Here is a 24,342-nt window from a genome sequence, read left to right on the forward strand (position 1 = left end):
AAGGAGAGGAAGGGATGTTCACTTATTTATATGCGTTGTTAGTGGGGATGGTGTTTGGTTCTTTTTTTATGGTAATTGCGATGAGAGTTCCACTAGGTGAGTCTATCATTACCCCGCGTTCACATTGTCATTATTGTAAGTATGTGCTCAAGCCAAAAGAATTGATCCCAATCATTTCATTTTGTATACAAAGGGGACGTTGTACGAATTGTAAGAGGGCGATTTCAATTTTGTACGTAGTATTTGAACTTGTAACCGGAATGATATTTCTTCTTACTGTATATATGATTGGGATGGAACGGGAGCTTATCATCATATTATCGCTATTTTCATTACTTCTTATTATTTCAGTTACAGACTACATATATATGTTAATCCCGAATCGTATTTTAGCTTGGTTTGCCTGTTTACTCATTCTAGAATGTATTTTTGTACCGTTAGTCACTTGGACAGATAGTATAGTTGGTAGTGGCGTTATATTTATTTTGTTATATTGCATGCAAAAAATATATCCAGAAGGGCTTGGTGGAGGCGATATAAAATTACTTTCGCTGCTTGGATTTATAGTGGGACTGAAAGGGATTTTTATGGTTTTATTTTTAGCATCTTGCTTTAGTCTTTGTTTCTTTGGAGCTGGTATAGTATTAAAACGTATGACAATGAGGAGCCAAATTCCGTTTGGTCCTTTTATTAGCCTTGGGGCAATATGTCACATGCTGGTCACGTATACAAAATAGAGAGGGGATAGATCATGAATGTATATATGGATGATCAAAGAAGTTGTCCGTACGGATATGTACCCGCCACTACAGTAGAATGTGCTTTACAAATGGTTCGGAATTATGAGGTGAATATTCTTTCCCTTGACTTTAACATGGGATGGGGAGAAAGAAATGGATTAGATTTTGTAGAGGCTTTTTGTAAAGAAGGTTTATATGTAAATGAAATTTATCTTCATACGAATGATATCATCGGTATGCACAAGATGAAACAGAGGATTAATAAGGGAAAGGAAGAAGGGGAAATTAATCCTCATCTTGTTGTTAAATATGTGGGGAGCTAAAAACTCCAAAGTAAAACTTTGGAGTTTTTAATGTTTCATATGAGCTTGCAACGGAATGATCTCTTCTTGTTGAGCTGCTACTAATTCAGTTTCTTCTTGTTTCACGTCAGGTGTTTTCTTTGTTAAGTAATGATAAACCATACCGACAAATACAGACCCGCCAATAATGTTACCGATTGTAACTGGAATTAAGTTATGAATAGCACCTGCAAAAGAAATTGTCTCCGGATGCGGTGAAACTAAAGATAAAGCAAACAGTGATAAGTTTGCAATGCTATGCTCGTAACCAGATAAGAAGAATGTGAAAACGAGTAGCATCATCATCATAATTTTTGCTGTATCACCTTTCACTTGAGAAGGTAAGAAACACGCAAGACATACAAGCCAGTTACATAAAATTGCTTTAAAGAATAGTTGCATTGTAGGTGTATTCATTTTTCCTTCTACTACCTTATTCATGAAATGACCGTGATCAATTGCTTCGAAAATTCCAGTTGCATAAAATAGTAAGGCAAAGAATAAAGCACCAGCTAAATTCCCTGCATAACAAGTGACCCAGTTACGAAGTGTATCAGAAATTGTTGTTTCTTTTCTTAAAGTTGCTACTGTGAAGTACATTGTGTTTCCAGTAAACAATTCAGCGCCACCATATATAATTAGTACGAGGGCAATTCCGAAAAACATAGAAGCAGCTAAATAAGTTGCTGGTGAATCTGCGATGTGGAAAAAGTTACCTAATTTAAAGCATAGTACAATAATAAAACCGATATAAATACCCGCAAGTGCCGCACGAATGAAATATTGCATCGGGTTTGTATCTAGCATTTGTTTTTTGCTCTTAGCCAGTTTGACAACATAATCTAATCCTTGTTCTAGCATGAGTAATACGCTCCTTTAATACATCATCTATAAATACTCCTTATATGAATAAAGTACATGGATTTGGTTGTAGTTTCAATAAGTTTGTGCAATGTTTCACAAAAAGGACATACATACATTAAGAAAACGTTTACAAAAGATAGTATAATAGAAATTTTTCTGGACATTGAGAGGGAGGAATGAAAAAAGAAAAAGCGCTGTAATTACAGCGCTTTTTCGTCTAAATTCTTTTCTACTTTTACTTCTACTTCTTTCGAGAAGAACCAACCGCAAACTGCGATTCCAACTAATACAATCCAGAATGTAAGCTTCCATAGCGTAGATTCTGGGAATGAATGCGGAATTACATTTAATGCAGGGTGTGCTAATGTATAGATTGCTAGTTTCACACCAACCCAACCTACAATTAAGAATGCTGCAGTTTCAAGTCCTGGCTTACGTTTTAAGATTTGTACGAAAGCAGTTGCTGCAAATCGCATAATGATTAATCCGATAAGTCCACCTACAAAGATAACAACGAATTGCCCAGTATCAAGACTACCAATTGTACCTAATCCTGTTTTCGGTAAAGTCATTGCTAATGCAACGGCAGCTAAAATTGAATCAACTGCGAAGGCAATATCAGCAACCTCAACTTTAAATACAGTCCACCAAAAGTTCTCTTGTTTTTTCTTTGCTTCTTTTTCTTCTGTTTCTTCATCCGTATTCTTTTTAACATACGTTTTAAATAAGTGATTACCAGCGATAAACATAAGGTAAATGGCACCGATTGCTTGCACTTGCCATACGTCGACTAGGAACGAAATCATAAATAATGATCCGAAACGGAAAACAAATGCCCCCGCTAATCCGTAAAATAGTGCTTTCTTTCGTTTTTCTTCTGGTAAATGTTTTACCATAATTGCAAGAACAAGAGCGTTATCAGCAGCTAAAATCCCCTCTAGTGCAATTAGGATGAGTAATACCCAACCATACTCCAATAATAATGATACATCCATGTACATTCTCCTCTCATTTCTATAAGTACTAAATAAGTGAAGAATTTCCCCACTATTTAGTTTCCCCATACTCCTGCCTATTAACTTTGGAAGAATTTGGTAATGAATACAAAAAAGACCTCTGCCGTTAATAGGCAAAGGTCTTGCTAGACATATGTAATGAAAATGCCAACAAAGCCGGAAGAACTAAGTTCTACGTAATGACGACTTTGTTTCCAAGAAATATTCTTGGACGCTACTCCCCTTTGGAGATATGCTATTGTACTCTCATTATATGGATAATTTATACGGTTGTCAACCTGTTAAAATATCTTCATTCGGATATTTTATTTTTCGGTTCTTTTTACGTGCAAATGAAAAAGCCAATGTTAAAGGTCCCATCTTTCCGAAAAACATCATAAAGATAATAATAGCTTTTCCGATCATCGTTAAGTGTGGTGTGAAATTCATACTAAGCCCGACAGTCCCAAATGCTGAAAATACTTCGAAAGCACTCATCAATAGAGGAACTCGCTCAGTAATACTTAAAATTAAAATAGCAAAAAAGATAAATGAAATGGAAATAATAGTGATGGTCAATGATTTGACAATGAGGGTATCTTTAATAGATTTTTTAAACACGATAATATCATCTTGCTCTTGTAAAAATTTGAATACCCCGAAAAACATGATTAAAAAGGTTGTTAACTTAATTCCACCACCGGTTGAAGCACTACCAGCGCCAATAAACATAAGGAGCATCATTAATAGTAGGGAAGGCTTTGATAATGCAGAAATATCAACTGTATTAAACCCGGCAGTACGCGTTGAAACTGCCTGGAAATAAGCGGCCATTCCTTCTTCGAATGGGGTAAATCCTCTCATAGAAAGAGAATTGTGGAACTCGAATATGAAAATGAAAATAGTCGCAATAATATTGACGATTAGAGTAGAAGAGAGCATAAGTTTTGAGTGTAATGTAAGGTTTTTAAAATTTTTCTTTCTTTTTATATCTATAATTACTGTAAAACCAATCCCCCCTAAAATAATGAGGGAAGAAATAACGAGATTGACAAGGATGCTGTGAGAATGGGACATTAAATTATCGCTCCACACAGAAAAACCAGCATTGTTAAAAGCAGAGATTGAATGAAAAAAGCTATAATAAATCCCTTTTGCGATACCGTATTTTGGTACCCATTCAAAAGAAAGAATCAAAGTAGCGATACATTCGACTGTAAAAGAGAATAAAAATAATGCTTTGGCAAGACGAATGACGCCACCAATGTTCGTTTGATTTAACGCTTGTTGCAGTAAAATTCGGTTTTGAAGACCAATTTTTCTGCCGAGCATAATCGCAATTAAAACGGCAAAGCTCATAATGCCAAGTCCGCCCACTTGTATAAGCGTTAAAATGACACATTGGCCAAATAAGGTAAATACTTTCCCCGTGTCCACAACACCAAGCCCTGTAACCGTACAAGCAGAAACGGTTGTAAATAAAGCATCGAGCCATGAAATAGATGTTGTTGTAGCAATTGGTAGCTTTAATAAGCATGTACCGATAATTGATAACATAATAAAAGACAAAGTAAGAACACGGGGAGGACTCATGCGAATGTTAATCCGTTTCATATCACATATCGTTCCTTTCAGTTTGCTCTTATTAGTATGTGAAAAAGCACGATTATGTATGTTAAAAATAGAAAGAGGCAGAGAATATCTGCCTCTAAGCCATATGTTATAGTATTATCCACGTAATTGTTGTTGAGCTAAAGCAACAAGTCGTTTCGTTACTTCACCGCCAACTGAACCATTAGAACGAGATGCTGTATTAGAACCTAAGCTAACACCGAATTCTTGTGCAATTTCATATTTAAATTGTTCAAGCGCTTGTTCTGCACCTGGAACTAGTAATTTGTTTGTTTTTACCATGTTGATACACATCCTTATGAGTAGTCCAGTTCAGCTAAGTACTTATCTGAACTGGTAACGTTATTTTATGTGGAAACGACGTACTCATACGCGGAAGTAATCGGTGTGATTAGAAGTTATTGGATAGAAAAAAGAGTAGCAAATTTGCTACTCTTTTTTCAGTATTGTCGCTGTACCTTCTACGACAATATCACCTGATTGATTATATATGTTTGTTTGCAACGTAATGATTTTTTTATCGTCACGTTTTTTGATGACTTCTGCCACAACGCGCAGTGTATCGCCAATTTTGACAGGAGCACGGAATGAAACGTTTTGAGACAAATAAATCGTGTTTTTGCCAGGGAGTTTCGTTCCAAGAATCGTCGAAATGAAACTGGAAACGAGCATGCCATGAGCAATACGTTCTTTAAACATTGTCGTTTTTGCAAAAGAATCTAAAATATGAATAGGGTTCACATCTCCAGTTAATTTTGCAAAATTGATAACGTCCTCATCCGTAATCGTTTTTGTAAGGGATGCTTGATCACCGACTTGAATCTCATCATAACGAAGCTCCGGAACAGTTTGTGCTTCTTGAAATGGATTCATTTGGGCCTCCTTCTTTTCCATATCGAAAAATGCTAGCCATCTTGATGTAGTAGGAGGAAGAAAGAGTTTTGTTTGTGCTGCAGTTAGCTCCCACATTTTTCTTACTTGATGGAAGTAAATAAATTTTTTGAGTTTTCCTCGAACTGCTTTGCGAGTTCTAGTTGTTTGGACTTGAACTCTCCCAAAAAAACTTCTAACTGTTTTTGAACCTCTTCACGTTGTACTTGTTGTTGTTCAATAAATTGTTTTGTTGTTTCTTCAAATTGACCGCTAGTTTGAGTAATAATAGACAACGATGTTTTCGTAGGAGAAACAGTAAGTTGGTGCATTTGAGTAGAAAGTTCATTCCATTTCCCTTGCCACTCGTTAATTTGATCATTTAAGGAGTTTCCAGTTAATTGCTTCACGTAATCTGTATATTGGTTATTGAACTGAGCAGTGAATTGTTGTAGTTCTTTTTCTAGTTCATCTACTCCTGATGTTAATTTATGCAAAGCGTCTTGTTGTTGTTTTAAAGTTTCTAAAGTAAGTTGCTCCAATTGTTTCCCAGCTGAAGAGAAGAGGGAAAGAGATTGAGACCAGTTTTTCCAAAATGCATCGACTAATTCGTATGGCTTAGTTTCCATTGTTTGACCTCCAAATGTTTTTTTGCATATTGTGAACGCAGATTACTCTGCTGTACCACCAGGTGAAGATGAAGAATCCTTTTCATCCTTTTCTGGAGAAGTAGAAAATGGAAAGAATGCATTGGTGTATAACGTAAAAAACGTCCGCAACATATTTTGATAATGTTCAAAAGAAGTCGCACATGTTGTTAAATATTGCTCTCCATATTCTGTTAAAGAATAAATTCGTTTCGCTGGCCCGCCTTCGCTTGTATCCCAAGTAGAAGAAATAAGGTTTTCTTTTTCTAACTTGCGCAATGTTCTATACACATTGCCTTGGTCAACAGAAGAAAAGCCGATGTCCATTAGCATTTGAATGAGTTTGTAACCATGAAGACTCCAGTCTTTTAGACAGAGAAGTAAGAAAGGAACTAAGAAGTTTTTTGGCATGGAGTTTGGTTGTTTGGCTTGGTTTTTTTCCAAACTTTCTGGGTGTTCTGGTTCATTATGTAGCATGATTGTGCATCACCTCATGAATCAGTTAGATGGAATTTTTTGCTTATAAGTGCAATTTACACCTATCTGTTTTTAATGTCAACACATTTATTGGAAAATAAAGAAAAATAAAATATAGACTTGAAGTTTTATTCAGAATATTAGAAAATAGTGAATAGGTTGAATTGTTTCAAAAACAAAAAAGGGAGTGTAGGCGAAGTGATTGATCAAAAATTCGATCCATTGCAAGCATGGAAAAATGCTTATGAACAAACCGAAACATTTTGGGGAAAAGCGCTCAATGAAACAATTAAAACAGAAGAATATTCTGCTTGGATGGGCAGCGTTCTAGACTTGAATTTGTTTTATCAAAAAGCGTTAAATGATACAACAAAAAGTTATTTAGAACAGGTGAATGTGCCTACGAAAGAGGATATCGCTAGAGTAGCTACGCTTGTTATTAACTTAGAAAATAAAGTTGATAACATTGAGGAAGTTCTAGAAGAGAAAGTGGATTCATTAGGACAAGCTCCTACATTAAAGCGTGATGTTACGAAAGTAAAGCAAGATATTCGCACATTAGAAACGAAAGTTGATCAAATTTTGGAATTGCTAGAAAAGCAAAATGCAGTACTAGCGAAACTACAAGTACCTGTAAAAGAAGAAGTAAAGCCTGCGAATAAGCCAGAAAATAAAAAATGATAATAGCGTTTGTTTATAACGTGTAAAAGGGAAGGGAGAATCTCTTTTTCATATATAAACAACGAAACATAATTAATAAATGGACTCTATTCATATGAGTACCAAAATGATTCATAACAATCGTTCACAAATTCATTTAAGGGGGAAAAGAAATGGTTCAATTAAATGGCAAAGTAGCAATCGTAACAGGTGGGGCAAAAGGAATTGGAAAAGCAATTACAGTAGCATTAGCACAAGAGGGAGCAAAAGTAGTTATTAACTATAACAGCAGTAAAGAAGCAGCTGAAAACTTAGTAAATGAATTAGGAAAAGAAGGACATGACGTTTATGCAGTTCAAGCGGATGTTTCGAAAGTAGAAGATGCAAACCGACTTGTAGAAGAAACTGTGAATCATTTTGGTAAAGTTGATATTCTTGTTAATAATGCTGGTATTACAAGAGATCGTACATTCAAAAAGTTAAATCGTGAAGATTGGGAGCGCGTAATTGACGTGAACTTAAGCAGCGTATTTAATACGACAAGTGCTGTACTTCCATACATAACGGAAGCTGAAGAAGGAAGAATCATTAGTATTTCTTCTATTATTGGTCAAGCTGGTGGATTTGGACAAACAAACTACTCTGCAGCAAAAGCAGGTATGTTAGGATTTACAAAATCATTAGCGTTAGAACTTGCAAAAACAAATGTAACTGTAAACGCAATTTGCCCAGGATTTATTGATACTGAAATGGTAGCAGAAGTACCAGAAGAAGTACGTCAAAAAATCGTTGCGAAAATCCCGAAAAAACGTTTTGGTCAAGCTGATGAAATTGCAAAAGGTGTAGTATACCTATGCCGTGACGGTGCGTATATCACAGGTCAGCAATTAAACATTAACGGTGGATTATACATGTAATGAAGTAAGAAAAAAGTGCATATCCATAGCAGGAATGCACTTCTTTTTTTTAGAAAGAAATCGACCAAAAAGGAGATAGAAAAATGACTACATTCGTAACGGAATGGGAAAAGCAATTGGAGTTGTACCCAGAAGAATATCGTAAAGCATATCGCCGTGTGAAAAGAGCGAGCGAAGTTTTATTACGCGAACCAGAACCACAAGTTGGTTTAACACCAAAAGAAGTTATTTGGACGAAGAATAAAACGAAGCTGTATCGTTACATTCCAAAACAAGAAAAAACACAGGGAGTTCCAATCCTATTAATATACGCGCTTATTAATAAACCGTATATTATGGATTTAACTCCAGGGAATAGTTTAGTGGAATATTTAGTAGATCGTGGTTTTGATGTGTATATGCTTGATTGGGGCACATTTGGTTTAGAAGATAGTCATTTGAAATTTGATGATTTCGTGTTCGACTATATTGCAAAAGCAGTGAAAAAAGTAATGCGAACTACGAAATCGGACGAGATTTCTTTACTTGGTTATTGCATGGGTGGAACGCTAACTTCTATTTATGCAGCACTTCATCCACACATGCCAATTCGCAACTTAATCTTTATGACAAGTCCTTTTGATTTCTCTGAAACAGGATTATACGGTCCTTTATTAGATGAGAAATATTTCAATTTAGATAAAGCGGTTGATACATTCGGAAATATTCCACCAGAAATGATTGATTTCGGAAATAAGATGTTAAAACCAATCACAAACTTTGTAGGTCCATATGTCGCTTTACTCGATCGTTCCGAAAATGAGCGCTTCGTCGAAAGCTGGAAATTAGTTCAAAAGTGGGTTGGTGATGGTATCCCATTCCCAGGTGAATCGTATAGACAATGGATTCGCGATTTTTATCAAAATAATAAATTAGTGAAAGGTGAACTCGTTATTCGCGGACAAAAGGTAGACCTTGCAAATATTAAGGCGAATGTCTTAAATATTTCTGCGAAACGTGATCATATTGCACTGCCATGCCAAGTAGAAGCGTTGCTAGATCATATTTCTAGCACAGATAAACAATATGTATGTTTACCAACGGGACATATGTCGATCGTTTACGGTGGAACAGCGGTAAAACAAACATATCCGACAGTTGGAAATTGGCTGGAGGAGCGCTCTAATTAAAAATAAAAAATCCAACTAGCGTATGTTAGTTGGATTTTTTTATGGGAAATAACAAAACATAGAAAGGAGAAATTTATATTTTAGGAGTATAATTATGAAACTTATGACTGGTAAGTTGTTTTGGAATACAGGCGTTTCTATACCTTGTTATCCATCGTTAGAAAATGATATGATATGTGATGTGCTTATAGTTGGAAGTGGAGAAGCAGGTGCTCATATAGCGTATTCGTTAGCGAAAATTGGAATGCGTGTTACGCTCATTGAAAAAAGAGCAATCGCATGTGGTAGCACAGTTGCTAATACAGGTTTACTTCAATTTCTTCATGATAAATCGTTAACCTCACTTATCCATACATTTGGTGAAAAAAAAGGGGTACGAGCATATAAGCTTTGTTACGAAGCGTTACGAACAATGGAACAAGTTGTACCGACTCTCGATATTGATCCCCAGTTTATTCCGCGAAGTAGTTTGTATTATGCAAGTAGAAATGAGGATGTATCGTTTTTACAAGAAGAATATAATACGTTACGCCATTATGGATTCCCGGTTGAATATTTTACCGATTCACATATGATGAAGAAGTATTCATTCACAAAACGAGCAGCGTTATACACGCATGGTGATGCCGAGGTGAATCCATATTTATTAGCGCATAGCCTTTTGCATAAAGCAAATCAAATGGGTGCTACTATCCATGAGCATACAGAGGCTGTACATATAAAAAAACGCCAAAATGATTTGATTTGTTATACGAAAACAGGAAATCAAATTGTAGCAAAGAATGTTATTATGGCGACGGGTTATGAAGCACTTTTCGGAAAGAAAGAAAAAAATACAACAGTGGAAACATCTTATGCAGTTGTGACAAATAAGGTAGATTCATTTGAAGGCTGGCACGAACAATCATTAATTTGGGAAACAGCACGGCCTTACTTATATTTTCGAACATATCAAAATCGTATTATTGTAGGCGGATTAGATGAAGCGATGCAAATTCAAACAATTGGTGATACGAAATTATTGCATAAGCGTGACATCCTTATTAACGTTGTAAAAGAGATGTTCCCGCAGTATAAGAATATACAGGCAGACTACTATTGGGCAGCAGCATTTGGTGGTAGTCATGATGGTCTCCCTATTTTAAAAGAAGACAAAAAGATACATAATTTGTTTTACGCATTACCGTATGGAGGTAATGGGACTGTGTATGGAATGGTATTTGCCAAATTATTTGAGCAGTTATTTACAAATAAAGAAAGTGAAGATTTTTCTTTATTTAATCGATAGAAAAAAGGTAGCGAAGTGATGGAATGAGAGATATAAAAAAGTTTTTACAAAAATTACGTCCTGTACAACTCATTGTTTTGTTTTATTTATTAGCAGTAGTTGTATCGGTGATATTGCTTAGTTTCCCGTTTGTTACGAAGGCTGGTGTGAAATGGACATTTATCGATGCCCTCTTTACATCTGTTAGTGCGGTAAGTGTTACGTGATTGTCTGTTGTTACGATTTCAGATACATTTACTACGGCGGGAATTATTATGTTAGCCCTTATTTTACAATTAGGCGGCTTAGGAATTATGGCACTTGGTACGTTCGTTTGGATTATAACAGGGAAAAAGATTGGTTTGCAGAGAAGAAGACTCATTATGGCAGACCATAATCAAGGGAATTTATCAGGCCTTGTAGAATTGATGCGTTCTATTTTAATTGTAATTATTTCGATAGAACTTATTGGAGCAATATTATTAGGTACAAGATTCTTACTATACTTTCCAACTTGGCAAGAAGCTTATTTTCACGGTTTCTTTGCGGCTGTTAGTGCAACTACGAACGGCGGATTTGATTTAACAGGACAATCACTAATTCCGTATAAAAAAGATTACATTGTGCAAATGATTCATATGTTGCTTATTATTTTAGGAGCGATTGGTTTCCCTGTATTAATGGAAGTGAAACAATTCCTTAGTAAAAGGAAACAGCAACTATTTCGTTTTTCATTATTTACAAAATTGACGACAACAACATTTTTTGCGCTCGTGATCGTTGGAACAATTATGATTTTTTTACTAGAACGAAATCATTTTTTAGCAGGGAAATCATGGCATGAAACAGTCTTCTATACATTATTCCAATCTGTGACGACGCGAAGTGGTGGACTTGCTACAATGGATATACGTGAATTGTCACAACCGACGCTTTTATTTATGAGTATATTAATGTTTATAGGAGCATCTCCCAGTTCAGTTGGGGGCGGAATACGTACAACAACATTTGCTGTAAGTATATTATCGTTATACACTTTTGCAAGAGGCGGGAGAACAGTTAGAGTCTTCAAACGTCAGCTACATGAAGAGGACGTGCTGAAAGCATCTGTCGTTATGACGATGGGGATTTTATTATGTGCCACAGCGCTATTTATTTTATCTATTACGGAAAACGTACCACTTATGAGTTTAATTGTTGAAGTGTGTTCGGCTTTCGGGACGACAGGCCTATCGACAGGTATTACGCCAGATTTAACAACGGTTGGTAAACTTGTACTCATTGTACTTATGTTTATCGGGCGTGTCGGTATTTTAACATTTATACTAGCTAGTGGTGGAAGAGAACAGCCACCTCGTTATAAATACCCGAAAGAGAGAATTATTATTGGATAATATGAAACCATTCTACCTACGTTAGGTAGAATGGTTTTTTAGTCGTTAATGCCAAATTGGGGATGCATAAAAGCGTCCTTCTTATTATTTACTTCTTTTTTTAGCAACTCTTGATTTTCTTCTGAAATCCACCCAATATCATTTGTAGGATGGATCCATTCGTCTCCAGCCATAATGGCGGGATCTACTTCATCACTCCAATTGTGAAGTGGACTATTCTCGGAATCATATTTACTGTCTCCGATTACGACGTCATATTGATTTATGAAAGGTTGTTGCATCTTCTTTCCTGTTCCTTTAAAGGATGGAAAATTCATTTGATGCGGGAGCGTTTCATCTAAAATTGGTGACTGAATTTTATCTTCCTTCTTCAAAATAATCGCTCCTTTTTATAATGATTTCTTCATAGGTAGTATTTCCATCTAGCGGCTCTTATGTACTTGTTAACACTTGCCAGTAATAATTATTGCATCTTGTTTCAAACTAGAGTAGAAAGTGAATTATTGAGAGCAGGTGAGTGTATTGGCAAAAAGAAAAGTGAAACAAAATGCGGCAATCAACAATAATAAAACTCCGAAAGAAAGCTTACCAGATGCAGAATTTGCATTAGAGTATGAAGGAGAAAATAGCGCGAAGTATGCAAATCGTAATTCAAAAAAAGGTAAACAAAAATGAGGCGTTTTTTACAAACGCCTCATTTTTTTGTGGGATTATAAAGGTTTTTTTAATTATTTGTAAATTTAGTGTTCGTTATTAGCAGAAAAATGCGAAAAAATATAGAAGTAGCAACGTATTACACAAAAACAAACAACAAACAAAAGATTAATGTTGGTTTAATACTGCTTTTACACTAGTTGTTTATATTTAAATTGTACATAAGATTTGTAAAAGGAGAGAGAGACAGTGAAAAAAACAATCTTTAAAGCTGTAGCAACTGGAATGGTATTTTCGTTATTAATGGGGTGTGGTGCAAAGAAAGAAGAAAGTGCTGGGGCAAAAGTGAAAGATGATAAACTATCTGGATCATTAACAGTTTACACAGCGATCGAAGAAGAACTTGTACCAATTTATCTTGATTCTTTTAAACAGAAGTACCCAGATGTAAAACTGAACATTGTTCGTGATTCAACTGGAGTTATTACAGCGAAATTGCTAGCTGAAGGAAAAAATACACAAGCAGATGTTGTATGGGGAACAGCAGCGTCTAGTCTACTAGCTTTAGATAAAAAAGATATGTTAAAAGGATACTCTCCAAAAGGAGCAGATCGTGTTCTTCCGCAATTTAAAGATGATAAGCAACCAGAAAAATGGGTAGGTAATACGGCATTTATGACGGGAATTGCTATAAATAAAGAAGAATTAAAGAAGAAAAATTTACCGATGCCAGAATCATATGAAGACTTAACGAAACCAGAATATAAAGGAACGCTTGTTATGCCACATCCGGCTTCTTCTGGAACAGGATTTTTAACAGTTTCTGCATGGTTACAAATTATGGGTGAAGATAAAGGCTGGGATTACATGAAGAAACTTCATGATAATATGGCAACTTATACTCATTCAGGATCAAAACCAGCGAAATTAGCAGGCGCAGGTGAATATCCAGTGGGCGTATCAATGGTGTATAGTGCTTTGAAAGAGAAACAAAAAGGTGCGCCAGTTGAAGTTGTATTGCCGAAAGAAGGATTAGGATGGGAAGTAGAAGCGAACGCACTTATTAAAAAAGATAATGCAAAAAATGAAAAATTAGCGCAAGCATTTTTAGATTGGGCAATTACTGATGATGTAATGAAGTTATACTTTGAGAAAAATGGATTTGCGACAATTAAAAATGATTATAAACTTCCAGATGGATTCCCTAAAGATGTAACAGAAAAGTTATACAAAAAGAATGACTTTAAGTGGGCAGCAGAAAATCGTGACAAAATTTTAGAAAAATGGGAAAAAGAGTTTGGCCAAAAAGCAGAACCGAAAAAGTAAGTGAGTGGGAGAGAGAAAAAATGAGCGAATATTTATCAATTCAACACATTCAAAAACAGTTTGATGCATTTACAGCGTTAAAAGATATTTCTTTTACTGTGAAAAAAAATGAGTTTGTATGTTTATTAGGCCCAAGTGGTTGTGGGAAAACGACATTGCTTCGAATTTTAGCAGGGCTAGAAGAGGCAACGACAGGTAGTATAGCTGTGGATGGAAAAGATATTACAGCATTACCTCCTGGAAAGAGGAACTTCGGAATGGTGTTTCAATCGTATGCATTATTTCCGAATTTAACAGCACTTGAAAATATTGAATACGGCTTAAAGACAAAAAAATATGGAAAAGCAGAAGTAAAAGAGAAAGCGCTAGAGGCGTTGGAACTAGTTGATTTACTGAATGTAAAAGATAAATATCCTGCTCAAATGTCTGGTGGACAACAGCAGCGAGTGGCACTTGCACGTGCGCTCGCTCTGTCTCCGGATATTTTGTTACTGGATGAGCCATTATCTGCTTTAGATGCAAAAGTACGTGAAAAGTTACGTAGAGAAATGCGTGATTTGCAAGAAAAAGTAGGAGTAACAACTATTATGGTCACGCATGATCAAGAAGAGGCATTAACGATGGCTGATAAAATTGTTGTAATGAATCATGCGGAAATTATGCAGATTGGAACACCAGAGGAGATCTATCAAAGACCAGCCAATCCGTTTGTGGCAGATTTTATTGGTTCTATTAATTTCTTTTCGAAAAATAATGAAGAACATGCAATTCGTCCTGAACATGTAACAATTGTACAAAATGATGGTATTAAAACGGTTGTGGAAAGTATGGAATTCCGTGGATCTGTATATCGGACAGAAGTGCGAGTCGTAGAAGAAAAAACACATCTTTATAACGAGAAAATTGTAGTGGATATATTGGCATCAGAAGTGGAAAAAACCGCTATTAGAAAAGGAAAGCCGATTCAAATCTCTTTCTCAGAAAATCATATGTTGTCATATGGAAAGAAGGTCATTGTATAGATGGAGATGTTAGAAAATATCAAGGTAGAAAGTACGAAAAAAAAGATTAAGAGACGTATTGGTAAAGAAGAGTGGATACAAAGGCTATTAATTATTGGTATGCTTCTTGCTTTTTTTATCATGCTTGTATTACCGCTATTACAATTGTTTACACAAGCTTTTTACGATAAAGATGGAGCTTTTATTGGTGTTGCGAATTTCAGTAAATATTTCACAACACCAACGCTAGTTCAATCATTACAAAATACAATATGGATTTCGGGCGCGACAACAATTATTGCAGTGACACTCGCTTTCGCTTACGCCTATGCGATTGCTCGTACGAATGTGTTTGGAAAGCGTGTATTTCAATATGTCGCGTTGTTACCACTATTCGCACCAACGATGATGCACGGTATCGCACTGACATATTTATTTGGCAATCAAGGGTTAGTAACGAAAGGAATGTTTGGTTTGTTTGAAGGGATACAAATCCCTTTATATGGACCAGTAGGAATTGTAATGGCTGAAGTCATGTATACATTTCCGCAAGCATTTCTTATATTATTAATTGCTTTTCAAGGCTCTGATTATCGTTTATATGAAGCTTCTAATATGTTAGGAGCGAGTAAAACAAAGCAATTTTTCACTGTTACTTTACCTAGTGTAAAGTACGGATTAATTAGTGCGATGTTCGTTGTGTTTACACTTAGTTTCACTGATTTTGGGGCACCAAAAATTGTTGGTGGTCAATATAATGTACTTGCTACTGACGTATATAAGCAAGTAATTGGACAGCAAAATATGCCGATGGGTGCAACTGTCGGAATGATTTTATTAATCCCAGCTATATTTGCATTTGCAGTTGATCGTATTACGCAAAGAAAGCAGGCAAATCTCTTATCTTCTAAAGCGGTACCTTATAGAATAATAAATAATAAGAAACGAGATGTTATTTCATTCGTATATTGTAGCGTAGTAACGCTTATGATCATTCTATTATTTGTGGCAGTTGGTATTGCTGCAAGTGTGAAAGTATGGCCATATAATATGGGCTTTACATTTGAGCATTTTAACTTTTCTAGTTTAACAGGAGATGGACTTGAAGCGTTTAAAAATAGCGTAATTGTTTCAGCAATCACAGCGGTTATTGGAGCGGTTTTAACATTTATGTTCGCTTATGCGATTGAGAAAATAGATCAGCTACAATTTTTCAGAAAAACAGGTTACTTTTTCTCTATCGTCCCTTTAGCGATACCAGGTTTAGTACTTGGGTTAGGCTATGTTTTCTTTTTTAGTCAACCAACCATACAAATCTTTGGACTTTCCGTAACGAATCCGTTTCATTCTTTATACGGAACAATCGCTGTGCTAGTACTAGTCAATATCATTCATTTTTATTCTGTAACATTTGTTACAGCAACGACAGCTTTAAAGAAATTAGATCGAGAGTTTGAACTTGTTTCTCAGTCGATGGGGATTCCGTTTTATAAAACATTCTTTCGAGTAACAGTACCGATGTGTTTACCAGCGATTTTAGAAATGGTAATGTACTATTTCGTAAATTCAATGGTAACTGTTTCGGCAGTCGTATTCCTATATGCAGCTGATTTTAAACTAGCTGCTGTATCAATTGTAAACATGGATGATGCAGGAAATGTAGCACCAGCAGCTGCAATGAGCGTACTTATTGTTGTTACAAATATTGTAGTAAGAGTTGTATATGAATGGGGAACGAAAGCACTTCGTAACCAAACTTCACAATGGCAAAAAAGATAAATAAGAAGGGTGATGGATTGAATGAAAATAGAAGCAGTTATTTTTGATTGGGCGGGTACGACAGTTGATTATGGATGTTTTGCACCACTGGAAGTATTTATGGAGATTTTCCATAAACGCGGTGTTGAGATTACAGCAGAAGAAGCTCGTAAGCCAATGGGGCTATTAAAAATTGATCATGTAAGGGCGCTTACTGAGATGCCTCGTATTGCGAGTGAGTGGAATCGTGTTTTCGGACAATTACCAACAGAAGCAGATATCCAGGAGATGTATGAAGAGTTTGAAGAAATTCTCTTCGCTATTTTACCGCGCTATGCGTCGCCGATTAATGGAGTAAAAGAAGTGATTGCTTCTTTACGTGAAAGAGGAATTAAAATTGGTTCAACGACTGGTTATACGAGAGAAATGATGGATATTGTAGCAAGAGAAGCGGCCCTACAAGGGTATAAACCTGATTTTCTTGTAACGCCAAATGATGTTCCAGCGGGTCGTCCATATCCGTGGATGTGTTATAAAAATGCGATGGAACTTGGTGTATATCCAATGAATCATATGATAAAAGTTGGAGACACCGTATCGGATATGAAAGAGGGAAGAAATGCTGGAATGTGGACAGTTGGTGTAATTCTTGGCAGTAGCGAGCTTGGTTTAACGGAAGAAGAAGTGGAGAATATGGATTCGGTAGAACTTCGTGAAAAAATAGAAGTAGTTCGCAATCGTTTCGTTGAAAATGGGGCGCACTTTACGATAGAAACGATGCAGGAACTTGAGAGCGTAATGGAACATATCGAGAAACAAGAACTTATTATTTCATAAAAGGGGAATAGGATCATGACTGAAAATCACTACTTATTATTAACACCAGGACCATTAACGACAACAAAAACGGTAAAAGAAGTTATGTTATACGATTGGTGTACGTGGGATGCTGAATATAACACGATGGTGCAAGATGTAAGAGCTAAACTTGTATCGTTAGCAACGAAAGAAGAGGAGAAATATACGACTGTTCTCATGCAAGGAAGCGGTACGTTTTCAGTTGAAGCGGTAATTGGTTCTGTTATTCCTAAAAATGGAAAGTTGCTTGTTTGTACAAATGGTGCGTACGGTAAGCGAATTGTACAAATGGCAGAGATGTTACATATAGATGTGGTCGTTAGTCAAACGGAAGAATGGGAGCCTACTAATATTGCAGAAGTAGAAAAAATATTACAACAAGATAAAGAGATTACACATATTGCAGTTGTTCATTGTGAAACAACAACAGGTATTATCAATCCAATTGTAGATGTATGTAAATTAGGGAAGCAATATGGAAAAGTAACACTAGTTGATGCAATGAGTAGTTTTGGTGGTATTGAAATAGATATCGCTGAGTTGCAAATTGACTTTCTAATTAGTAGTGCGAATAAATGCATTCAAGGGGTTCCTGGGTTTGGCTTTGTTATTGCAAAGCGCGATGAATTGTTGAAATGTAAAGGGCAGGCACGTTCATTATCATTAGATTTATACGATCAGTGGGAGACGATGGAAAATGGCGTTTTACGTCACCTACACATGTTGTACACGCTTTTTATCAAGCACTACTTGAATTAGAAAAAGAGGGCGGAGTAAAAGCGCGTTACAATCGATATTATAACAATCAAAAACTATTAGTGAATAGAATGAGAGAAATCGGATTTAAGTCACTAGTAGATGAAAAATATCAATCGCCTATTATTACATCTTTCATTTATCCAGAAGAGTGGTTTGATTTTGGGCAATTATACAATGAATTAAAGCGTGATGGATTTGTCATTTATCCAGGTAAAATTTCAAAAGTAGATACATTCCGTATTGGAAATATCGGTGATGTACATGAGGCAGATATCGATCGTTTAGTTGATAGTATTGCTAAAGGAGTTGTTATAGGGTGAAAGTATTTTGCTTAGGTGGAGCAGGTAAAATTTGTCGTGAAGCAATTTTAGATTTAGTGCAATTTTCATCTTTTGAGACGATTACAGTAGCTGATTTTAATGAAGAAGAGGGCCTGAAAGTAGTAGAATGGCTCAACGATCCTCGCGTTGATTTTGTGAAAGTAGATGTAACGAATCATGAGGATACGGTTGCAAAAATGAAGGGCTATGACATTGTAATGGATGGCACGACGATAAAGCTAAATGGTTTGTCAACTCGATGTATTGCAGAAGCAGGTTGTCACGGTGTGAATTTGAATGGATTTGGTGAAGAAAATGACGCGCATTCTATATTTGTTAAAAACGGAAAAACATGTTTACCTGGTTTTGGTATGACGCCAGGTGTAACGCAAATGATGGCAATGCATGCAGCAAATCAGCTAGATACTGTAGAATCAGTTCGTGTCAGTCACGGTTCGTATCGTCCGATTGCTTTTTCTGCATCAATTACAGAAACAACGACATATGAATATGATCCACATTTACCATCGCGTACAGTGTATGAAGATGGTGAGTTTAAGCAAGTACCTCCGTTTGCGCGTCCGAGAGAAATAGAATTACCGGCGCCTTATGGTAAGGCAACGCAGTATATAATCCCGCATTCTGAAACGATTACGTTAGCAAAAGCATTGAAAAATAAAGGCGTCAAACTGATAGAGACGAGAGGGACTTGGCCAAAGCAAAATATGCAGCTCGTACGTGCGTTATATGATTACGGTATATTGCGTAATGATCAAGTTGAAATAAATGGGGAAGAAATCGGCATTATGGATTGTATTTCGAAGTATTTATTACAATCGCAAGAGGGACAAGAAACAGAAATTTACGGTTATGCACTTCATGTAGAAGTAATAGGTATGAAAAATAATGAGAAACAAAGGCACGTATTATATCATACACACCCGTTATCTGATGGATCTGTTGTAGGATGGGAAAAATTAAGAGCTTATACGAGAAACGTAGGTATTCCATTTGGGATTGCTACAGAGTTAATCGCAAAAGGGAATGTAAAGAAAGTTGGGGTTGTGACACCTGAGGAAGCTTTTGTAAATACACAAATTATTTTTGATGAGCTAGTAAAGCGTAGTATTCATATTCATGAAGAAGTTTTTACTGAAAAAGAAAGTTATAACTTTGTATAAGTAAGGTAGTTTATGCGGTAGAAATCAATGGGGTGAGGCTATGTCTGTAGTAGGTGAAGAAAGAAAGCGAACCATTCTTGAGAAGGTAGAGTTTAAAGGGAAAGTAAAAGTTTCAGAGTTAGCGAGAGAGTTTGCTGTATCGACAGAGACAATTCGCCGTTATTTAGAAGAATTGGATCGTGAAAAGAAGTTGAAGAAAGTGTATGGGGGAGCCGTCCAACTTCCGGGAGCTGGAATAGAGGCACCAATGTTAGAACGAGAGATGCTGCATATAGAAGAGAAGAAGAGAATTGGATATAAAGCGGCAACGTTTGTGGAAGATGGAGATGTGATTGCGATTGATGACGGAAGTACACCACTTCAAATGGTGCCATATCTTGTTCATCGTAAAAATTTAACGATTGTAACAAGTTCATTTCCAGTAGCCACACAATTAATTTCTTCTATTAATAAAAAGATGTTTCATGGTGAGGTTTTATTTATTGGTGGAAAAATATCTCCAAAGCATTCACGTGTGTCAGGATCTATTTCGCAGCAAGTAATCCAGCAATTTCATTTTCATAAAGCATTCGTGTCGATTGATGGATTGTTACCTGGTTTTGGGGTTTCTAGTTTTGAATTAGAAAAGGCAAAGCTGTCAGAAGCGATGTTGAAATTAGCAGAGAAAACATATATTTTATGTGATCATACAAAAGTAGGGGTAAAAGGAAATTACCGAATAGCAGCGTTTTCGCGTATTCAACATGTAATTTGTGATAAGAAAATGCCCTATAGTTTTGAAGAGGAAGTCAAAAGGCATAATATTCAATGGACAATTTGCTAAATAAATGGAACTCCCACCTGATTTTGAGGTAGGAGTTTTACTGTCCGCAAAAAGTGGGGTAAAAGATTTGGATTTATGCAAAAAGTGGACACATTTTCTCATCTCTTTCATATAATTTACCAATACAAAAAAAGTTGGTCGAAGGAAAGAAGGGGAAAGTATGTCAGAACGGATATATAATAAACTTGTATTGTATGCAAATATTTTGCAAAAAATTGGTTTTATTAATGAAAAAGAAAAAAGTGAAATTCTTTATACGATAGGTAAAAAGGCCCTCTGAATAAAGGGCCTTTTTATTTTTTTCTTTGGAAATATAAATTTAATGTAATATTCTCATTGACGATGATAATGATATTCATTATCATTTATTTGTAGACAATTGATAAGTGTTATCAATTGTAAATTTATATATGATAGGGGATATTATTTTGAAAAAAAATATATGAAAGCGTTAGTAGTAGCAACAACATTAGCAATTCCATTTGCTGCATACTCTACTCCAGCATTAGCAGCACTAAAAGTTGAAGCAAATCAATCGGTCGTAGCAGCTAGTGAACGTACATACGATACTGAGATTAAAATATATAAGGACCAAAAAGACGAGCCATCTATGGTTTCTCAATATATAAAAGATCCTAAAGTAGCGATTGCAGACGGGAAAAAAATTGTTACTGTAACAATACAAGATAGCGATTATTTTCAATATCTTAGAATAGAAGATAAAAACCAACCAGGTGTATTTCATGATGTGAAAGTTTTGTCAGAAGATAAGAGGAAAAATGGAACGAAAGTAGTTCAATTTGAAATTGGCGAGTTTGAGAAGAAGCACAATATGCAAATGCATATACTTATTCCGGCCATTGGATACGATCACAAATATCAAGTTCAATTTGAAATTAAAGATCCAACTGTAGGTGACAAAGAAGCAGAGAAACCAGATGATAACTCTAATTCAGGCAATACGGAAACGGACAATCCAGTTGATAATCAAAATATGATAACAGATAACAAATTAAGAGAACTTGTTAATAAAAAAGTATTTAATAGAAAAGATTTAAATACACCAATTACGAAAGAAGAGTTATTACAAGTAAAGGACTTGTTTTTAAATACGAATGAGATTCTTGATTATAGTGCATTGAAATATATGCCAAATTTAAAATCTTTAACAGTTGCGAATGCGAAGATAACAGATCCGTCGTTCTTTGCGAACTTAAAGCAACTAAATCATTTAGCTTTACGTGGTAATGAATTTTCAGATGTAACGCCACTTGTAAAGATGGATAATTTAGAATCTCTTGATTTAAGTAATAATAAAATTACAAATGTTGCACCATTAGTTGAAATGAAAAATGTAAAAAGTTTATATCTATCAGGAAACCAAATAGAAGATGTAACAGCATTATCGAAAATGGAACAACTAGGTTACTTGAATTTAGCAAATAATAAAATTACGAACGTTGCTCCATTAAGCGCGTTGAAAAATGTAACATACTTAACTTTAGCAGGTAATCAAATTGAAGATATTAAACCGTTATATTCATTACCTTTAAAGGACTTAGTATTAACGCGTAATAAAGTTAAAGATTTATCGGGTATTGATCAAATGAATCAATTAAATAAATTATTTATCGGGAAAAATCAAATAGAAGATGTGACACCACTTGCTAAAATGACTCAACTTACAGAATTAGATTTACCTAATAATGAGTTAAAGAATATTACGCCATTATCAAATCTAATAAACTTACAAAAACTTGATTTAGAAGCAAATTATATTTCAGACTTATCGCCAGTTAGTAAGTTGAATAAGTTAGTATATTTAAGTTTTGTTGCAAATGAAATCCGCGATGTTAGACCAGTAATAGAACTAAGTAAGAAAGCTTATATTAATGTTCAAAACCAAAAGGTCTTTCTAGAGGATACAGAGGTAAATAAAGAAGTAAAAGTACCTATATACGAAAAAGACGGAGAGGTATCTACAAAAATCCGTCTGAAGAGTGATGGTGGTACGTATAGTCATGGTGTAGTGAAATGGAGTACACCAGGTGAGAAAGTATATGAATTTGGAGTGAAAGATCCATTTGCGGATACAGGAATCTTCTTTACAGGATCGGTAATTCAAAATGTGGTAGAAGGTAAAGGGGATAATACTTCTAAAGAAGATGAAAAAGTAGAAGTAGTAACATTTAAAGATGTACCAAAAGGACATTGGTCAGAAGAAGCGATTACGTATTTAGCGAAAGAAAATATTTTCAAGGGATATGGAAATGGACAATTCGGATTCGGGGATAGTATTACTCGTGGACAAGTTGCGTCTTTAGTACAAAGGTACTTGAAATTAGAAAATAAAATAGAACAGAAAGAGAGATTTACAGATACGAAAGGGCATATGTTTGAGCATGAAATTGCTACAGTTGCGCAAGCTGGAATTATGCAAGGAGATGGAACTAAGGAATTTCGTCCAGATGGAGTATTAACTCGATACGAAATGTCTGTAGTACTGTATAAAGTATTTCAGTTAAAAGAAGCTGGAAATAATAAAGTGAACTTTACAGATGTACCGACTGGTCATTGGGCAGAAGGATATGTGAAAGCGTTAGCGGATAATAATATATCAAAAGGTGATGGAAAAGGAAACTTTTTAGGTGATGATTTCGTAACACGTGAACAATATGCACAGTTTTTATATAATGCAATAATGAAATAAAAGATGAGAAAATACGTTATTCTTTGATTTAAAAAGAATAACGTATTTTTTATGTATAAAATGAAATAGGAAATAGACAGGAGTATAGACATATGAATGGCCCATTTTAAAGAAGAGCTATGAAACTATATTGACAAAAAGGCATTCTCATGTGATAATTCAATTAAATTTTTAGAATAATCAAAAAAATATTCCTTTTACATAGAAAGGATTCGAACATTATATAAATATTATGCCGGGGGTGACGAAATGTTATTTTTTCTAAAGAAATGGAATGAATTAAAAGATGTGAAATCTGAATTGGCACTTCGTGATTGGTTTTATGGTACAAAAATTAGTTTATCACTCTGTACGTCAAAAGAGCCGTTAACTTTTTTAGTAAACGTTGAGGGAAGAGATAAAGGGTTATTTTCGGAAGAAGACTTTATTGTTGTTAATTGTATGTGTGAGCCAGTATTTGAAAATGAAGAAAAACCAGCTGCAGAATCGTTTATGCATGCGGATATTTATAAAAAAAGTAGTGCAGAATGTATTTTACAAGTGCAGACTGTAGATAGCCATTTAATATCAGAGTTATATGGAGAAGAAAGGGAAGTAACATTCGATAAACGTAGCGTGGAACGTGTTTTTGGAAAAGAAGGTATAACAGAAATGACAATTCCAATTGTAGAAGATGAGAAAAAATTCGCTGATTTATTAGAAAATAATGTACCGAATTTTATTGAAGGTGGAGGAGTAGTTCTTGTTCATAATTATGGCATGATTGTGTGGGGGAAAACTCCAGAAGAAGCGAAAAAATGGCTAGAGGGTATAGAATATTTAATGAACTACCATGTAAAGTTGTTAATGATAAAAGGTGCAAAGAGCTCTGTTATATAAAATGTTTGTGATGTCGTTACAAGTCAACAAATAAATGAAAGCGTTTTAAAAATAATTTCACTCATAAAATATAGGTCTCCTTATTATATATAGATTACAT

Annotated in this window: 23 protein-coding genes, 2 pseudogenes and 1 riboswitch; of the genes and pseudogenes, 17 read left to right on the forward strand and 8 right to left on the reverse strand. The window is 35.2% G+C overall.

The genetic code is table 11. The annotated features are described in order from the left end of the window. Window positions 1–14: 14 nt before the first annotated feature. Together PDL00_RS21905 and PDL00_RS21910 are read left to right on the forward strand one after the other, a co-directional pair. The gene (locus PDL00_RS21905; protein WP_242252254.1) at window positions 15–737 is read left to right on the forward strand and encodes a prepilin peptidase; all 723 of its coding nucleotides are present in this window, start codon (window positions 15–17) and stop codon (window positions 735–737) included. A 14-nt stretch (window positions 738–751) separates the two neighbouring features. Beyond that, on the forward strand, window positions 752–1,063 hold the full coding sequence (locus tag PDL00_RS21910; RefSeq protein ID WP_242252256.1) for a cyclic-phosphate processing receiver domain-containing protein: 312 nt from the start codon (window positions 752–754) through the stop codon (window positions 1,061–1,063). 27 nt (window positions 1,064–1,090) lie between these two features. On the opposite strand, the gene PDL00_RS21915 is transcribed toward PDL00_RS21910, so the two are convergent. The 7 genes from PDL00_RS21915 to phaQ form a co-directional block, all read right to left on the reverse strand. After that, window positions 1,091–1,942, reverse strand: a complete 852-nt coding sequence (locus PDL00_RS21915) for a formate/nitrite transporter family protein (RefSeq protein ID WP_242252258.1) — start codon at window positions 1,940–1,942, stop codon at window positions 1,091–1,093. A gap of 203 nt (window positions 1,943–2,145) precedes the next feature. Continuing rightward, window positions 2,146–2,940, reverse strand: a complete 795-nt coding sequence (locus PDL00_RS21920) for a TerC family protein (RefSeq protein ID WP_242252260.1) — start codon at window positions 2,938–2,940, stop codon at window positions 2,146–2,148. A 90-nt stretch (window positions 2,941–3,030) separates the two neighbouring features. Next, a riboswitch (yybP-ykoY riboswitch) is annotated at window positions 3,031–3,196 on the reverse strand. A gap of 38 nt (window positions 3,197–3,234) precedes the next feature. Next, window positions 3,235–4,554, reverse strand: coding sequence for a TrkH family potassium uptake protein (locus PDL00_RS21925; RefSeq protein WP_270731178.1), 1,320 nt, complete (start codon window positions 4,552–4,554; stop codon window positions 3,235–3,237). Window positions 4,555–4,668: 114 nt separating this feature from the next. Further along, window positions 4,669–4,854, reverse strand: coding sequence for an alpha/beta-type small acid-soluble spore protein (locus tag PDL00_RS21930; protein WP_000241212.1), 186 nt, complete (start codon window positions 4,852–4,854; stop codon window positions 4,669–4,671). A 147-nt stretch (window positions 4,855–5,001) separates the two neighbouring features. Continuing rightward, complete coding sequence (locus PDL00_RS21935; RefSeq protein ID WP_001067917.1) at window positions 5,002–5,445, reverse strand: MaoC family dehydratase; 444 nt, start codon at window positions 5,443–5,445, stop codon at window positions 5,002–5,004. 101 nt (window positions 5,446–5,546) lie between these two features. Continuing rightward, a complete protein-coding gene (gene phaP / locus PDL00_RS21940; protein WP_061678855.1) occupies window positions 5,547–6,071 on the reverse strand; it encodes a polyhydroxyalkanoic acid inclusion protein PhaP in 525 nt (174 codons plus the stop codon). A gap of 42 nt (window positions 6,072–6,113) precedes the next feature. After that, complete coding sequence (gene phaQ, locus PDL00_RS21945; RefSeq protein WP_000903018.1) at window positions 6,114–6,566, reverse strand: poly-beta-hydroxybutyrate-responsive repressor; 453 nt, start codon at window positions 6,564–6,566, stop codon at window positions 6,114–6,116. A 198-nt stretch (window positions 6,567–6,764) separates the two neighbouring features. Between phaQ and phaR the strand changes: the two genes are divergently transcribed. The 5 genes and pseudogenes from phaR to PDL00_RS21970 all read left to right on the forward strand — a co-directional run bounded on the left by phaR (window position 6,765) and on the right by PDL00_RS21970 (window position 11,973). Then, a complete protein-coding gene (gene phaR / locus PDL00_RS21950) occupies window positions 6,765–7,247 on the forward strand; it encodes a polyhydroxyalkanoic acid synthase subunit PhaR (protein ID WP_000566960.1) in 483 nt (160 codons plus the stop codon). A gap of 152 nt (window positions 7,248–7,399) precedes the next feature. Continuing rightward, window positions 7,400–8,143, forward strand: coding sequence for an acetoacetyl-CoA reductase (locus PDL00_RS21955; RefSeq protein ID WP_000250414.1), 744 nt, complete (start codon window positions 7,400–7,402; stop codon window positions 8,141–8,143). An 83-nt stretch (window positions 8,144–8,226) separates the two neighbouring features. Continuing rightward, complete coding sequence (gene phaC, locus PDL00_RS21960) at window positions 8,227–9,312, forward strand: class III poly(R)-hydroxyalkanoic acid synthase subunit PhaC (RefSeq protein WP_270731181.1); 1,086 nt, start codon at window positions 8,227–8,229, stop codon at window positions 9,310–9,312. A gap of 94 nt (window positions 9,313–9,406) precedes the next feature. Further along, the gene (locus PDL00_RS21965) at window positions 9,407–10,600 is read left to right on the forward strand and encodes an NAD(P)/FAD-dependent oxidoreductase (protein WP_270731183.1); all 1,194 of its coding nucleotides are present in this window, start codon (window positions 9,407–9,409) and stop codon (window positions 10,598–10,600) included. A 23-nt stretch (window positions 10,601–10,623) separates the two neighbouring features. Next, a pseudogene (locus PDL00_RS21970) lies at window positions 10,624–11,973 on the forward strand (TrkH family potassium uptake protein). Window positions 11,974–12,011: 38 nt separating this feature from the next. Here the strand turns inward: PDL00_RS21970 and PDL00_RS21975 are convergent. After that, window positions 12,012–12,347: a DUF3905 domain-containing protein gene (locus PDL00_RS21975; RefSeq protein ID WP_242252287.1), complete on the reverse strand. Its 336-nt coding sequence runs from the start codon at window positions 12,345–12,347 to the stop codon at window positions 12,012–12,014. A gap of 148 nt (window positions 12,348–12,495) precedes the next feature. Here PDL00_RS21975 and PDL00_RS21980 point away from each other — a divergent pair, with 148 nt between their 5' ends. The 10 genes and pseudogenes from PDL00_RS21980 (at window position 12,496) to PDL00_RS22025 (ending at window position 24,242) form a co-directional block, all read left to right on the forward strand. Next, window positions 12,496–12,648, forward strand: coding sequence for a hypothetical protein (locus PDL00_RS21980; RefSeq protein ID WP_061654694.1), 153 nt, complete (start codon window positions 12,496–12,498; stop codon window positions 12,646–12,648). Window positions 12,649–12,876: 228 nt separating this feature from the next. Further along, the gene (locus PDL00_RS21985) at window positions 12,877–13,953 is read left to right on the forward strand and encodes a putative 2-aminoethylphosphonate ABC transporter substrate-binding protein (RefSeq protein WP_000750910.1); all 1,077 of its coding nucleotides are present in this window, start codon (window positions 12,877–12,879) and stop codon (window positions 13,951–13,953) included. A 20-nt stretch (window positions 13,954–13,973) separates the two neighbouring features. Next, complete coding sequence (locus PDL00_RS21990) at window positions 13,974–14,975, forward strand: putative 2-aminoethylphosphonate ABC transporter ATP-binding protein (protein WP_242252303.1); 1,002 nt, start codon at window positions 13,974–13,976, stop codon at window positions 14,973–14,975. Further along, window positions 14,976–16,733 carry a putative 2-aminoethylphosphonate ABC transporter permease subunit gene (locus PDL00_RS21995; protein ID WP_270731189.1) on the forward strand — a complete coding sequence of 586 codons (1,758 nt, stop codon included), beginning with the start codon at window positions 14,976–14,978 and terminating at the stop codon, window positions 16,731–16,733. A 21-nt stretch (window positions 16,734–16,754) separates the two neighbouring features. Continuing rightward, complete coding sequence (gene phnX, locus PDL00_RS22000; RefSeq protein ID WP_242252325.1) at window positions 16,755–17,549, forward strand: phosphonoacetaldehyde hydrolase; 795 nt, start codon at window positions 16,755–16,757, stop codon at window positions 17,547–17,549. 15 nt (window positions 17,550–17,564) lie between these two features. Further along, window positions 17,565–18,649 (forward strand): annotated as a pseudogene (gene phnW / locus PDL00_RS22005) (2-aminoethylphosphonate--pyruvate transaminase). Further along, window positions 18,646–19,830, forward strand: coding sequence for a saccharopine dehydrogenase family protein (locus PDL00_RS22010; RefSeq protein WP_242252330.1), 1,185 nt, complete (start codon window positions 18,646–18,648; stop codon window positions 19,828–19,830). Before phnW ends, PDL00_RS22010 begins: the two are co-directional and overlap by 4 nt. A gap of 40 nt (window positions 19,831–19,870) precedes the next feature. Further along, a complete protein-coding gene (locus PDL00_RS22015) occupies window positions 19,871–20,653 on the forward strand; it encodes a DeoR/GlpR family DNA-binding transcription regulator (RefSeq protein WP_242252332.1) in 783 nt (260 codons plus the stop codon). Between the two features lie 442 nt (window positions 20,654–21,095). Next, a complete protein-coding gene (locus PDL00_RS22020) occupies window positions 21,096–23,363 on the forward strand; it encodes an NEAT domain-containing leucine-rich repeat protein (protein WP_270731193.1) in 2,268 nt (755 codons plus the stop codon). Between the two features lie 249 nt (window positions 23,364–23,612). Continuing rightward, window positions 23,613–24,242 carry a class II aldolase/adducin family protein gene (locus tag PDL00_RS22025; RefSeq protein ID WP_242252345.1) on the forward strand — a complete coding sequence of 210 codons (630 nt, stop codon included), beginning with the start codon at window positions 23,613–23,615 and terminating at the stop codon, window positions 24,240–24,242. The last annotated feature ends 100 nt before the right edge of the window (window positions 24,243–24,342 follow it).

The organism is Bacillus cereus group sp. TH152-1LC (assembly GCF_027710505.1).
In the GTDB taxonomy this organism is placed as follows: Bacteria; Bacillota; Bacilli; order Bacillales; family Bacillaceae_G; genus Bacillus_A; species Bacillus_A mobilis.